Below are 14982 nucleotides of genomic sequence, written 5' to 3' on the forward strand. Positions count from 1 at the left end.
TTAAAGGTTTAGTTTCAATTGGGGCTAGTGTAAGTACCTTACAAACGAATCAAGTTATCAACTGTGGATTCAAATGCTACTTATTCCTTCGTTGTATGATTATTTGCAATAGGATTAGATATATTTTGATGTTCAAAAGGAATAGATTCTTTTATCCATTGGGCACACTCCTCAAAGTTTTTAAAGGAGTATTGTTGTTCAACCAAGCTAGGAATAAGATTAAAGCGCTCAAAAATATCTAAGGGTTGCCCACTGAGTCCCGTAAAACAAACTTTTATGTCCTGATCTTGGAGCGTGATAAGCGCATCTTCCATTGCATACAAGCCCGATTGATCAACATAAGGAACCCTGTCCATGCGAATAATTACAATTTGGACATCGGGTAAGGCATTAATCATATCTTGAAAACGAGAGGCAAAACCAAAAAATAAAGGACCATCCAGATGTTTGATATATATTTTATCGCCAATTTGATGAATAAGATCAGCTTCATCTTGCCACATAATTTCTCGTGAAAATTCTTTTAATGGAGCAGTATTGGTACGATGGTCAACAACATCAGATATTTTTTTCATAAATAAAATAGAAGACAAAATAAGACCGACTAAAACAGCCTGAATAAGCCCTACAAATATAGTAAGCCCCAAAACAGTAAACATTACAATAACTTCTGCTACGGGCAATTGAAAAATATGACGCAGCCCTTTGTAATCCATAACGCCAATTCCAACCGTAATCAAAATACCAGCTAAAACAGCAGCAGGAATTTTAGAAGCCAATTGTCCCAATGCAAGCAAAACAACCAAGAGTAAAAGCCCTGCGATCATTCCCGATAGTTTGGTTTTACCACCAGAGTTGATATTAACAACAGTACGAATCGTTGCACCTGCGCCAGGAATTCCTCCAAATAGCGCTGCAATGGAGTTTCCAATACCTTGCCCAACTAGTTCTTGGTTGGGGTTGTGTTTTGTCTTCGTCATATTGTCGGCAACAATAGAAGTCAAGAGGGAATCAATTGCCCCCAAAGCAGCCAAAGAAATCGCTGTAAAAATATAGGGACTAATCTGGCTCCAACTAAATTCAGAAAACACATTGCTATAAAAAATGGGAAAACCACTAGGTATGGTACCAATGGCTCGATAGTTGTCTTCTCCCAATCCAAAATAAGCTCCCAACGATACCCCTAACAGTGCCACAAGACTACTTGGAACAGCAGTGGTTATGGTCTTAAACCCATATATAATTAGAATGGTTAGTAAGGCTAGAAATAGATTGATATAATTGATGTTTTGTGCCGCTCTTGGTAGTAGTTTTAGTGCACCAAGTACGCCAGAAGCATCTGCGGCTGCCAAGACAGCAGCCTCTTTCATAATTTGCGTATCTGTAATTTCTGCTGCTCTATTGATAGTTTCTTTAAAATCTTCCAATACTAAAACATCATCAGCGGCTTTTTCTCTTAAGATTTTTTCTAGAATGATTTCTTGGGCCTGAGGCTTAAATTCATTCAAAAAACTAATGTCCTCTTTGGGATAATAACCCAATGTTGGTAATATTTGAGTGATTAAAATAATCACACCAATTCCTGTCATAAAACCAGATATAACAGGATAGGGAATATAGCGAATGTATTGCCCTACTTTTAGCAGACCTAATAGAACTTGTATCAAACCAGATAATAGAAAGACCATTAGAATATAGGGCAAGGCTTTGCCTAAGTCTCCATCGTTAGCTGCTGTAATACCTGCAATAATGACCATACTTACAGCAGTCATAGGAGCTGTCGGACCCGATATTTGTGTATTGGTGCCCCCAAATAGTGCCGCAAAAAAACTAATAAATATAGCTCCATATAAACCAGCTGTTGCCCCCATGCCAGATTGAACACCAAAAGCTAGAGCTAGTGGCAATGCTACAATTCCAGAGGTTAACCCACCGAATAAATCCCCTTTAAAGTGTTTAAAGTCAAAACCAAATTTCATCGTAATAAGAGTTAGTAGATGATATAAAAATGAGGAGTGTAAAATTAGATTTATAGCCTTGTATCAGGTGTTAAATAATGCTGTTCTAGATCTATTTAGTTGTTTGATTTAGGCGAATCTATAGATTATAAATTTATAAAAAACATCGTTCTTTTTCAACTCTCTAAGGAAGTAAATTGTGTGGAGCAGCAAGTCGTTCTAATCTTTGCCTGTTATTTTGTGATAATTATTAGATGTTTATTGGTTGCTTGATTTTAAGGAAGTAAAAGGATTAAAGAAGCGAGCAAGGCAAAAAGAGAAATTAATCTTAGCTCCAATTATGACAAAGAGACAAGGCAGATCAATAAAAAAATGCTACTTTTAACTATACCAATTCACTATTAAGTGCGGGCATAAAAAGTATGAGTGAAAAAATAATTATTAATAGACCTTTTCTTTTCAAAAAGGGATGAACACCATAAAAGAAAAAGGTTGGTTTAACGTTCGTATAAAAACACTACAAAATGAAATTAGAAGGTAGAAAAATCTTTGACTGTATAGATGCCCATACTTGCGGCAACCCTGTGCGAGTTGTGCGAGAGGGGGGACCAGAACTAAAGGGCGATTCTATGTCAGAAAAACGACAGTATTTTCTAAAACACTATGATTGGATACGTAGAGGCTTGATGTTTGAGCCCCGTGGACACGATATGATGTCAGGCAGTATATTGTATCCTCCATCTGATCCAGAAAATGACTTTGGGATTTTATTTATAGAAACAAGTGGTTGTTTACCAATGTGTGGGCATGGGACAATTGGAACGATTACAGTGGCGATAGAGGAGGGGCTTGTTGTTCCCAAAACACCAGGAAAGGTTAGGATGGAAGCCCCTGCGGGCTTGGTATTAATTGATTATAAACAAGAAGGAAGCAAGGTAACTTCTGTTAAGCTCAAAAATATACCTTCTTTTTTGGCTAAGGAGGGAATTCTAGTTGAATGTGACGATTTAGGAACGTTATCGGTAGATGTGTCTTATGGAGGAAATTTTTATGCCATCATTGACCCGCAAGAAAATTTTAAAGGCTTAGAGAACTATACTGCTGCCCAATTAGTAACTTGGAGCCGAGAAATCCGAGAAAAACTAAATGCAGAACATGACTTTGTACATCCAGAAAACCCAACGATTAATGGATTAAGTCATATTTTGTGGACAGGAGCTACTTTGTCGCAAGAGGCAACGGCTAGAAATGCGGTTTTTTATGGCGATAAAGCAATTGATCGATCACCTTGTGGAACGGGCACTTCGGCTAGAATGGCGCAATGGTATGCAAAAGGATTACTAAAAAAAGGAGAAGAGTTTGTACACGAAAGCATCATTGGCTCTAAGTTTATAGGGCGAATAGAAGAAGAAATAATGCTTGGTGAGACAAAGGCAATTGTTCCTAGTATTGAAGGCTGGGCACGAGTAATGGGGTATAACCAATTGATTTTGGAAGAAGAAGACCCCTATGTTGAAGGATTCTCGGTAGTTTAGTACAGGGGGGCTTAAATTAATAACTTCAATTAATGTTTTTATCAAAGAATTCAAATCATAGATATAAAATGACAATAAAAGAAAGAATACAGGCACTAAGAAGAGAAATGGTAGCAGCAGGGGTTGATGCCATGATTATTCCTGCTAATGACCCTCATCAGAGTGAGTATGTGGCAGATTATTGGAAAAATAGAACCTATTTTTCTGGTTTCACAGGCTCGGCAGGGTTGTTGGTTGTATTGGCGGATTATGCAGCATTATGGACTGACTCACGGTATTTTTTGCAGGCAGAGGTAGAATTAAAAGATACAGGAATTGTTTTGCACAAGCAGCAAGTACAGCATGCCCCAGAACATGTAAGTTGGTTGACGGATTTATTGGCTGCTAAAGCAACAATAGGGGTAGAAGCAAGCTTGTTTTCTATCCAGCAAATTGCTTATCTAAAGTCTTATTGTCAAAACAAAAATATTGTCATAAAAGACATAGAAGGCATTACCAATAAAATTTGGTTAGATCGCCCTGCATTGCCTGATACAACTGCTTATGAGCATGAGGTAAAATATACAGGTGTCCATAGAGACGATAAGTTGAAGCAAATACGTGCTTTTATGGAGCAAAAAGGAGCGCAACATTATTTTATAAGCGGTTTGGATGAAATTGCTTGGTTGCTCAATATTCGAGCTTGGGACATTGATTATACGCCTGTTGTTTTGTCCTATTTATTGGTCAATCAAGATGATGTCGTTCTTTTTGTGCAAGACCACAAGATACCAACGTTATTAAAGGAAAATTTAGCAAAATCAGGAATTAGGCTTCAAGATTATCATACCATAGGAGCCGCTCTTAAGCAAATTGCTCCTCAAAATAGCATCTATGTAGACAAAGGAAATTTTAGCTGGGCTTTCGAATCTATTATTCAGGCTACTATTATTGCAGAACAATCTGTTATTATGCCGATGATGGCCGTCAAAAATGATACGGAAATTGCCCATTTTAGGTCGGTTATGGTAAAAGATGGCGTTGCGCTCACCCACTTTTTTAAATGGCTGGAAGAAACCGTCCAAACAGAGGAATTGAAAGAAACAGAGGTGGCTAAAAAACTAAGCAATTTTAGAAGCCAGCAAGCGCTCTACAAAGGGGATAGTTTTGGGGCTATTGTCGGATATAAAGGGAATGGTGCTATTGTGCATTATCGTGCTGAGGAAGCAACCTGTGCGACCATCAAAAACGAGGGAATGCTCTTGATTGATAGCGGTGGGCAATATCTGGATGGAACGACCGATATTACTAGAATGGTTTGTTTTGATGATCCAACAGAAGAACAAAAAAAGCATTATACCTTGGTGTTAAAAGGAAATATTGCCTTACAAACGGCTCATTTCCCTAAGGGAACAACAGGGGTGCAATTGGATGTATTGGCTAGAATGAATTTGTGGAACAATGGTCTAAACTATGGGCATGGAACAGGGCATGGAGTAGGTTTCTTTTTGAGGGTGCATGAACCACCACAAGGTTTTGCAGAAAGTACAACAACATTGAGAGGGTCTACGGCGCTAGAAGCTGGAACGGTTTCTTCCAACGAACCTGGTTTTTATAAAACAGGAGAATATGGTATTCGTATTGAAAATCTAATACTTTGTGTACCATCGGATAAAAATAGCGACTTTTTGAGCTTTGAAGCCATTACTTTGTTTCCAATTGAGACCAAATTGATTGATTTGTCTTTGATGTTGCCAGCCGAAATAGCTTGGTTAAATGCTTATCATGAACGAGTCTATGCTTCTATTGCTCCTGCTTTGGAAGAAGAGGCTAGGGCATGGTTGTGGAAAAAATGCCAAGCAATTGGATAAATTTGATTGTTAAATAAGCGCAAAATAAAAACCTTCTGAGGTTCGAAAATGAAAATCGATAGCCCTCAGAAGGTTTTTATTTTTTAGACGGCTAACAAATCGTCTGATTCTAAGATTTGAACGCCTTTTTTTTCGGAATTAATGGCAACAATCATTGCCTTGGCTACCTGCTTGCTTTCTATGCCTTTGTACTTGTTGGGAATCGCAAAAGAAAAAGCGGTCATTGCAAATTTGCCTACTAATTCTCCCATCCGCAATTCGTTACGAGAACCCATTAGCAAAGAAGGTCGTAAAATATGGCAGGCCTCAAAGTCCAATTCATGAAGGGCTGCTTCAATTTCTCCCTTTACTCGACTATAAAAAACCTTAGAATTTTTATCAGCTCCAATGGAGGAAATCATGGTCATCTTTTTGGTGCCATTAGCCAATGCAATTTTTGCCGTTTCTAAGACATAGTCATAATCTACTTTTCTAAAGGCAGCCTGAGAACCTGCGGCTTTGATGGTCGTGCCTAGGCAACAGAACAGTTCATCTCCCATTACTAAGTCAGCATTGGGCCAGTCAAAATCATATTTAACTTCTTCTATTTTATCGTGATCTATATCTAACGGTTTTCGAACCAAAGCAATGATTTTTTCATAGCGATCGTCTACCGTCAATTGTTGTGTCAACTCTTGTCCGACTAAGCCAGAAGCACCAATGATTATAGCTGTTTTTTTACTCATATTTTGATAAATTGTGTGATTTTCATTCGACTAAAGATGATACAATATTAGCGAATTTCAAAATGGACGTTGTTAGAAGGCATATTTTTCATTTGTATGGTATAATATCCCTTGGGGAGTGGTGGACTAAAAATATGTAAATTATAGGAAATTAGATATGTTTCCATTGATTTTATAAGGATCGATTTTACTTCTTTTTCTGTAGGAGGGAGGCTAGGGGGGATGGTCGGCATTCGTTGCCCTTGTTGGTTCAATACATTAAGCGCTAAGATAGGATCGTTCAGTACTCTGCTATTGAGTTTCAAGGTTTGAGCACTATGGTTCATAATTACTGCTTTGACCTGAAGTGTTCGACTACTTTGAAATAAGCTATCTTCTAAACTTAGTTTGCCCCTTATATTACTCAGGGAATGCGTAGCAATTGGCTCCTCACTGGTTATATTCGTATGCTCAACACAGCAAATACATAGACAACTATAGATTAAAATAAAGCAATACGATTTCATGTTCCTGTTCAAAATTAGTTGATAGGTTTGATGAAGAACATTTGAACTAAGTGTAAAGAGAACTCAATATTATCAACTGTGCTCGCATTTTGTGCTGCCCTTTTATAACGCTGCTCACTCTGTTGAAGTCGCCAATACTCTTCCTTCAAGCGTTTCAGCCCTTGATCGTATTTGAGCGCATTCTTTTTGTACGTTGTTAATTGCTTTTCTGAAATGTAATTGCTTTGATAGCTTGCTTGTATGGATAAATTAGCTTGTTCTACTTTTTCTTGTGCTACTTGGACAACATGGTCAAATTTGCTTTGATAACGAGTATGAATTTCTTGCTCTTCCTGAGCTCGCTCCTCAAAGATCTTCTTTAAAAATGCTTTTTGATCTTTATATTTTTCTTTGAGTGCTAAAATCTGAGGCTCATTTTTAGCCCTTAATTGCTTTAAGGCCGTTAATGCTTTTTTCTGTAAGGACTTCTTGCGATTATTGGTCGTTTTTTGAATGTTAGAAAGTTCCTTTTTTATTCGTTTTTTATAATTCTGAAAATCTTTGTCGTACCGTTTAGTAATCTGTTCTTTTAGATTTTCAGGCAGTTCAATAAGTTCCGATTTTATAGACATCCACCATTCTAACAATTCGTGAATTTGATAGTAACGGAGCGGTGCAATATTCACTCTTTTTCCAGAAGCTAAAGTAACGATGCCAGGTGGTTTAATATCGATAATTTGTTGGAGGTTGGTGACGTTGTGTTGCTCCAAGAAGGTCGAAATTTCCTTTTTAAATAAAGTAAGTTGAGTATCTATATGTTTGGCAACAACTGCTTTGTCAGTCAGTAATTGACGTTGGAGTTTGGTGAGTAGTTTTTTTTCTTCTTGTTTTTGAGCTAAAGCAAGGTGTTTTTTGTATTGACCAATTTTTTTGTTCGCCATACGTTCTTCACGAAGCAACATTCGCTGATCCTTTTCGAACAATTGGTCGTATTCCAATTGGGTATTTTTAAGTGCTTTGCCGACCGTTTTTTGCAAAACTTCCATTGCCTGTTGTTGTGCAAAATCAATGGCAGAAAGCTCGGCATCCAAAGAAGTAGCCGCAGAAAAAGAAGGGTGCGTATGTAAGATACGGTTGTATTTTTCCTTAAGACCTGTATATTCAAATGTTTCAGATTCAATTAATTCTTGTGCAGTTCGATCTTGGCGATCCAAATCTTGCGCTAATTCCTGCTGTATTCGCTCTATTGTTTGCTGGATATTGCCTTTTTTATTGCCAAGATGTAGCGGAAATAATTTTTCATATTCTGAGTTAAGTTGTTTCCAAAAAATATCTAGATGCTCTTTAATGCCCTTAAAAATGCCTTGTTGTTGTTGAAAAAACTGTTTGTTATCAGCTAGGGAAATTTTTATAAGATAAGCTTTTTGATTATTTTTTCGATCAAAGAAACTAAGGCTCAATAGGACAATCGATAATAAGAGACAAACAAAAAGGACAAGATACCCCATTGTTACCTCATTATAAACCAATATACTAAGACAACCATAGGTAATGCCCAATATTAAAATGGCCAAATTAATTTTCCGAAGTGTTTTGATAACGCTTAGATTGTATTTAGGATGCTCTAATAAATCGGAGATAGGGGGGGCTGTGTTTGTCAGCCCTGCCAAAAAAACATCAGGAGAAAAATGTTGTTGATAAATTAAATCTAGTGCTTTATGAACGACAGGCATAGTTACCATTTTAGAAGGCAAAACTCTAAAACGATGCAAATCTAAATGTTGCATAATTGCCGAACACCAGGCATGAGCCGTAGGGCGCAAAGCAGGTTGGATGCTTCCCTCTACAAAGGCATCATAAAACAAGCCTTGCAATTCATTGCCCAAACCAAAAAAAGCTTGATGCGGGGGAGGAATACTCTTTTTGTACTTACTAAGCGTAGGATTGTGCACAAAAAGTCCTTGTTCAATTTTTTGAGCCAGTGTATTTGTATTATCATAAGGAGCCTGAAACGTTCCAGCAAAGGGATGCACTCCCATTAATAATTTATAAAAAATAACTGCTAGGCTAAAACGATCCCAAGCCTGTTGTTGTGTGGGGTCGTAATCTTTATTTTCTTTGTAATACTCTGGAGGAGTATATTCTGGGGTCGCAACAGGTGCATCAAAAAGCTTGTATCCATTTTCGACTACTTCTACAGAATCTAAATCTACTAAAGCAACTAAACCTTCTGGATTGATAATGACATTATCGGGCTTTAAATCAACCAAGATATAACGTTCGCAAGCATGTACTTGATGAATGGCTGCTGCCAAATTATAGCAAATCTTTAAGCGCAAATCGAGCGCATCTTTTGCTGCTGGATGGAAACGATACCAAGAATTGGCTAATTTTTTGGGCAAATTAGGAGTACATAAAATTTCTAATTTTTCTCCTTTTACCAAAGGCATAATAAAGCCTAAAAATACACCTCGTTCGTCCGTTACAATATCTTGCACCCATACCAGAGCTTGTTGATTGGATGCCAGAGGAGGGTGTTTGAGCAGATAGTTGATTTTTTCTTCTCGGGTTGTTGTCAATTTATTGGGATGATAAATTTTGACCACAAAGTTAACATATTTGAGCGGAGCTATAATTTTATAGAGTAGCCCCTCGCCACCACTAGCGAATGGTTTTGGATTGAGTTTTAACTTTTCTTTGCTCTTTTTGGTATAAATGCGAAGCCCCATGGAGTGTTACTTGAGTAAGGTTGTTCGAATAACACTAATTTAACGAATATTTTAGAATAAAAGTCGCTCTTAGAACAAAATTAGATGATTAGTTACTGCTCTATAGGATTTATTGCGGAAAATAAAATTCCTCATCTTCTAAATAGTCTGCCTGAGGCTTGCTAGGATCTATTTCAAATTTGTTTGGATCTTTAGGGCTTAAGCCAAATTCATGCATATTAGAAAAACTAATGCCTTGAGAATTGGGCTTTTCTCTAATTTGTTCCTTAATTCTATAAACGGCTACATTGACATCCTCCTCTTTGCGGACTAAGTCATACTCAATTTGTAAATGGTAGTGCCGATAGATAAAACTAGCGTACCATTTAAGGAAAGGAGCATCATAGCGATGAATGATATATATGTTGGTATCTAAAGCAGCCTCTACATGGATATTTTTAATGCCAAAATTTTCTAATTGTTTATAGTGATTGGGCGAATTGGCGAAATGACCTAAGTCTAGCATATTAAAATTCATAAACATAGAATCATTGGTACTTTGGTAGGGGGTCATCACCGCTTGCATGTAATAGTCGCCTCCTCCAATATACAGTTGTTCGGGTTGAGCATTAAGGCTATCTAAGGCTGCCGACCAATACATTTTTTGAAAGGCGGTCTTACTGCTTTCAAGCGTGACCATTTTCATATTGGACAGGGCTAAAAAGCTAATAAAAACAAGTGTAAAAAGCTTGGTTTTGCGGAGTATTTCCTTGTCATAGGTTATAAATAAAGCAGCTAATGCAATTAAGTAAAATGCCATGGGATAGCTGACCCGAGTGGGCAGATGCTTGTAAACAAATAAAAAGCCTAAAATTGAAAATACAAGCGCAATACTAGCTCCAAACAATAGGTAAAGCCAACGATTACCTCGAATAAGCATCATACAGACTCCCAAAATTAAAAAGCCATAAAAAACATAATCCTTCATTGGAAATTCAATGAAAAATTGCCACAATCGTTCTTCAATATGTTCTGGAGGATAAGGACAATCTTGAAATGTTTGTTGCAAAGCTTTAAATTGCTTGACTCCAAATACCGTAGAATCAGCAAAAAACCAATGCTTAAAAAGCATTAAATCCTCGTATTCCCAACCAACTTTATAAAAATAATCATCTGCTGAAGAAGGAGTCCATTGGTATTGAGGTTTGTTATAATCTAGAATGTCATGGGCCGCTAAGGAATGTTTATAACGATTGTAATCTGCCCATTCTGAATTTTGATTCTGAATCCAATAATGACTTTGTTCAACTCCCCAAGCAGCAATTAGTATACTCGTACAAAGAACAAGGTTTAGAAAACGTTTTTGTTGCTGTTGGAAAATACCATACAATAATAAGGGCGTTCCTAGAATGACAATGAGTTGAAACGAATTCCAACGCATCATTTCAACAACCATTAACATCAAAAAACTGGCAAAAAACCAATAGTTGCGCCTTTTGTCCTCAGGATTCGAGATTGCACTAAATAATAAAAAGACAGCTCCCATCCCCAGTACTAGTGCTGATGAGGTATATTGAAGCTCTTGGAGCATAGCAGTTTCGCCAACGATAAAACAAACAACAAAGGTTGCAATACGGAACCAACTCAATTTGAGGAGTACTATACTATATAGAATTGCTGTCATGCCCAATAAATGGGCAGTGGTTAGGTACCAACCATACCAAGGAGCATCAGGAAACCAAGAATAGAGGCTGGAAAGCACTTGTCCAATAAAGATATGTGTCCAACGAAGATTGGCAGAGGATTCTTGAATAATTCCCTTGCCTGCCAAAACCATTTGCATCTCTACGTCATCCGTTGTACCATAACGAGTATAAAATAAACCTAAGAATACTAAAAAGAGTCCTAAATTGAGGAGTAAGCTACTAAGGAAAGGTTTGTTTTGGATATATTGGCGCATAAAATTAATTCAAGTTTCCATTTGTCATTCTATTCAACAACAACCTGATTACTTTGTGATTATTATGCAATTGGAATGAATCATAACTCAAGAATCACTATTGGATAATTGCTTTCAAAATTGCACAATATTTAATAGTGCAAATATAGAAATTTATTTGGATTCTTTGTCTATTGTTCCAAAGGTGGTAAGGATATATATGGTAGGAGTAAAAAAGGAAGGGCAAATCATAAAATATACACTAAAAAGTTTTCACGAACTCAAAGGCTCAGCAAACTAACGAGCAGCTTAGTGAATGAACATAGTGAACCGAGCCCTGCGAGCTCATAAGCACTAGTGCACTAGTTAACCTAGCACCGCAGGAAAGGCTAAGCCCACTAAGAGTGAAGCCCGCATTAATAACAAAACTAATTAGTTTAGAGTAAGGTCTTAATAGTTGCTTTGTGCAGAGGGAATCTGAACTTCTTGCAATAAAGTTTCTCCTATTGATTTCAACCAAGGTTGGTTAATTGTATTGGCTCCTGTTTTTTCTACATCGCTAATCCATTTGGTAATTTCTTTCCTAGCCTCTTCTTTATCAAAGTTAAATGTGATTCGTTTGGTGAGGTAAGTGTATAAACGTTTTAGGAGTTTGAGGAAATTAAAGTTTCTAAGTTTCTTTTGCTCTGAATAAGCCTCTTTTCGTTGTATGAAACGATGGTGTTTTTCTAGGTAACTAGGAATATCACCCAATTCAATTTTATCTTTGATAAATGCTTGAAAGAGGGTTTTGATTTCTATAATATTGCGTTGAACAATAAAATGAAGACGATGAGCTTTGTTGGGAAGCTCTTGATTAGAGAATGCCTTAAGTACTGCTTCCCATTTTTCATGAAGAAAGAAGTTATAACTACGAGACAACATAGAAACGAAAGGATGATAGCCTTCTGGGATGTATTGTTCGTAATCCGAATCGATTGTCTCTAAAAGAACAGAATCTTTGAAGTCAAATGCCAAGAAAAGCATATTGATGAAATCTTCAAAATAGATAGAGCCATCATCTTGAACCAACCACAAATTAGTAAAACCAATTTTGTAGACTTGGTAAATATCATAACTAGAAAGGTTGCACTCCTTGAGTGGGATATAGTAACCAATGATGCCCATTAAAAAATTAAAGATACGCTCTTTATCCTCTTTGGGAATCGTTGGAGAATGATTTGTTATTAATGTTAATACCTCTTGAAGATCCTCATGTTGAAAAGGAGCCAATGCAAATTGGTACACACGAGAATAGATACTCAATATATGACTATTATCATTATGAGTATACTGTGTTAGGTTTGGTAAAACAGGCAATTCTTTGAGCAAATACTTTTCGTGTGCAAGCACAATCCCCCGATTTGCTTTTTCTATTAATAGACGCAATTTACTAATCCAATAAGACGTATCAAGATTGGCTTCACTTAGATTTAGATAACCTAGTGCTTCGTTTTTTCTTGTATTAGTATTGGGATGTGAGTACAAACTCTTATAAAAAGCAGCATATTGTTGGTATTCCTGAGGGCTAGGTGTTGTTTTGGTTGTTGTAGAAATTCTATCTCGGATGCTTTGGTGCAAAACTTCAATATATTCCGATTCTTCTCGTTTGCAAAGCGCCTTTTGTAATAACAACTCCTGTAGCAATTCTTCTTGCCCCAATTCTGAAAAAATTAGATACCGTTTAATATCATCTATTAATTCTCCATAAAGTGGGGTTAATTTTTTAGAACTAGATAACTTTAATGCTTTGGCTAGCTTAGTAGAATTAATTTCATCTATATCATCTAAATTAACAGCTTTTTCGAGATAACTAAATAGTTTCTCGTGCCGCTCAGCATTTTTTGTTGTTTTGCCGCACTTGATTTTTTGTCTAAATGCCAACCTATCTATATTAGATAAAGCTTTTATTAAAAAAAAAGCAACTTTTTTCTTTTCCATTTTTGGGGACGTTTTAGAAGATTAAAAATGGTTCTAAAAAATTGATTTACATCTAATTGTGTTAATTGGAGGGCACCCCAGTTTTTTGCAAAAAAGGGGAAATTAGCGAATTCTTGTCTTAGTCTGTAAAGAGAATCCGACCTATATTTGTATTAACAACTAAAGCAAATAAGGGGACTTAATTACTTAAATAATAGTTGTTTAATCAATAGGAAATATTCTATTAACATCAAAAAAGGGACATCAATATATGATGATGATAGAATGCGAAATCTTATTAAGCTAGTAGTTCAAATCATCTGTTTATTTTAACTGCTAAATTATAATAATGAATATATGATGATATACTTATTGTTATAATAACCATAAAAATACAAGATTAAATTTAAAAAAACAAGAGTAACACTTCATTTTTTAATAAATAAATAATTTTTGCCATGAATTTCTCTAAGCTTGCTGCTACAGTATTCACTGTACTTATGACCACTCTATGCTCAATCTCAACTGTTAACGCTACTGCATCTAATAATATTATAGATAAAAACATTTCTGATCATGTTATAGAATCAATGAGTGCAGATGCAAAAGGAGGACCAAGAGATGTGGTTCAGACAATGACAGATGTAACAGTATTACAAACCGAGACAAACCACTTGCATGTAACGGTAATAAAAACAGGTGGAGAGGTTATGTATGAGCTTACTTCTGAAAACTTAGAGACTACTATATCTACAAATGGATGGGAATCTGGTGATTATATTGTAGAAACGGTAGATGATTTAGATATTTATCAAGAATTTTCTATTACCGTAGATTAGATGGTAATAAGTATATATATAGAATACCCTACTTGAACTAGACTTTGAAACTTATTTATTCAGACATCAACACTTCATTTTCTAATCAATTAAATAACTTTTGACATGAATCTATCCAAATTTATTGTTGTAATTAATATTATATTCATGATTGTACTTTTTTCTGCATCAACAATTTCAGCTACAAACTCTAATAATGATCCTATAGCCAAAGAAACGCTTTCAGTAGGAGAGGAGAAGGTGACTGGCGGACCAAGAGATGTGGTTCAAACGATGACAGATGTGACCGTATCACAACAACAAACAGACAATCTATATATAACAATAATAAAAGTAGGAGGAGGGATTCAATGCAAAGTTACTACTGATCGTTTGCATACTATAATTTCTACTGAAGAATGGGACGCAGGAGATTATAGAATAGAAACAATAGATGATTTTAACGTCTATCAAGAATTCTATATTACCGTAAATTAATAACAAAAGACATTAGTTGCCTATTTCTTGGACTAAGAAATGGCAAAAAAACATCGATTTTAAAAAATATTTTGATGACTTTTTGGGGAAATTAAGGGTGTTTTAACTTACTGATTGTTAGTTGGTTGTGTGCTCTTTAGGCTCCAATAAGTATCTTAAAAAAGGGAAATAGGAAACCTTTTGTCTTAGTATAGTGTAAAATTGCACCCTATATTTGTATTAACAACTAAAGCAAATAAGGGGATTTGATAATAGTTGTATAATGAGATATAAAATACTATCTACACAGTTTAAGGGACGAAACTTCAGATAGAAAAAATCTTGTTAAGCTAGCAGCCATAAATTATCGTCTAGATTTTGGCTGCTAGCCTTTTTTTTATACTAACATTACGATCAAGTAATGATCCTATAAAGATTATGTTTTTAAGTAAACATTGAATGTATTTTGCTAAGTGAGCTACTTTTCATTTGAAAAGTAGTTTTTTTTTTGCATAAACAAAAATATAT

General features: G+C 35.9%; 10 protein-coding genes. 4 read left to right on the forward strand and 6 right to left on the reverse strand.

Annotated features, from left to right (window positions below; translation table 11 throughout):
* Positions 1-80: 80 nt before the first annotated feature.
* Complete coding sequence (locus tag AsAng_RS02110; protein ID WP_264791121.1) at positions 81-1979, reverse strand: SulP family inorganic anion transporter; 1899 nt, start codon at positions 1977-1979, stop codon at positions 81-83.
* A 503-nt stretch (positions 1980-2482) separates the two neighbouring features.
* On the opposite strand from AsAng_RS02110, the gene AsAng_RS02115 reads away from it, so the two are divergent.
* Together AsAng_RS02115 and AsAng_RS02120 are read left to right on the forward strand one after the other, a co-directional pair.
* The gene (locus AsAng_RS02115) at positions 2483-3493 is read left to right on the forward strand and encodes a 4-hydroxyproline epimerase (protein WP_264791122.1); all 1011 of its coding nucleotides are present in this window, start codon (positions 2483-2485) and stop codon (positions 3491-3493) included.
* Positions 3494-3561: 68 nt separating this feature from the next.
* Entirely contained in the window at positions 3562-5343 is a 1782-nt protein-coding gene (locus tag AsAng_RS02120) for an aminopeptidase P family protein (protein ID WP_264791123.1), read from the forward strand.
* A gap of 83 nt (positions 5344-5426) precedes the next feature.
* Here AsAng_RS02120 and AsAng_RS02125 read toward each other — a convergent pair whose 3' ends face one another.
* The 5 genes from AsAng_RS02125 to AsAng_RS02145 form a co-directional block, all read right to left on the reverse strand.
* Positions 5427-6068, reverse strand: a complete 642-nt coding sequence (locus AsAng_RS02125) for an oxidoreductase (protein ID WP_264791124.1) — start codon at positions 6066-6068, stop codon at positions 5427-5429.
* A gap of 47 nt (positions 6069-6115) precedes the next feature.
* Positions 6116-6574: a hypothetical protein gene (locus tag AsAng_RS02130; protein WP_264791125.1), complete on the reverse strand. Its 459-nt coding sequence runs from the start codon at positions 6572-6574 to the stop codon at positions 6116-6118.
* Between the two features lie 14 nt (positions 6575-6588).
* The gene (locus AsAng_RS02135; RefSeq protein ID WP_264791126.1) at positions 6589-9282 is read right to left on the reverse strand and encodes a protein kinase domain-containing protein; all 2694 of its coding nucleotides are present in this window, start codon (positions 9280-9282) and stop codon (positions 6589-6591) included.
* A 109-nt stretch (positions 9283-9391) separates the two neighbouring features.
* A complete protein-coding gene (locus AsAng_RS02140) occupies positions 9392-11221 on the reverse strand; it encodes a hypothetical protein (RefSeq protein WP_264791127.1) in 1830 nt (609 codons plus the stop codon).
* Between the two features lie 429 nt (positions 11222-11650).
* Entirely contained in the window at positions 11651-13180 is a 1530-nt protein-coding gene (locus AsAng_RS02145; RefSeq protein WP_264791128.1) for a hypothetical protein, read from the reverse strand.
* Between the two features lie 479 nt (positions 13181-13659).
* On the opposite strand from AsAng_RS02145, the gene AsAng_RS02150 reads away from it, so the two are divergent.
* The gene (locus AsAng_RS02150; protein ID WP_264791129.1) at positions 13660-13998 is read left to right on the forward strand and encodes a hypothetical protein; all 339 of its coding nucleotides are present in this window, start codon (positions 13660-13662) and stop codon (positions 13996-13998) included.
* A gap of 105 nt (positions 13999-14103) precedes the next feature.
* Positions 14104-14475: a hypothetical protein gene (locus tag AsAng_RS02155; protein ID WP_264791130.1), complete on the forward strand. Its 372-nt coding sequence runs from the start codon at positions 14104-14106 to the stop codon at positions 14473-14475.
* Positions 14476-14982: the final 507 nt, after the last annotated feature.

It is taken from the genome of Aureispira anguillae (assembly GCF_026000115.1).
In the GTDB taxonomy this organism is placed as follows: domain Bacteria; phylum Bacteroidota; class Bacteroidia; order Chitinophagales; family Saprospiraceae; genus Aureispira; species Aureispira anguillae.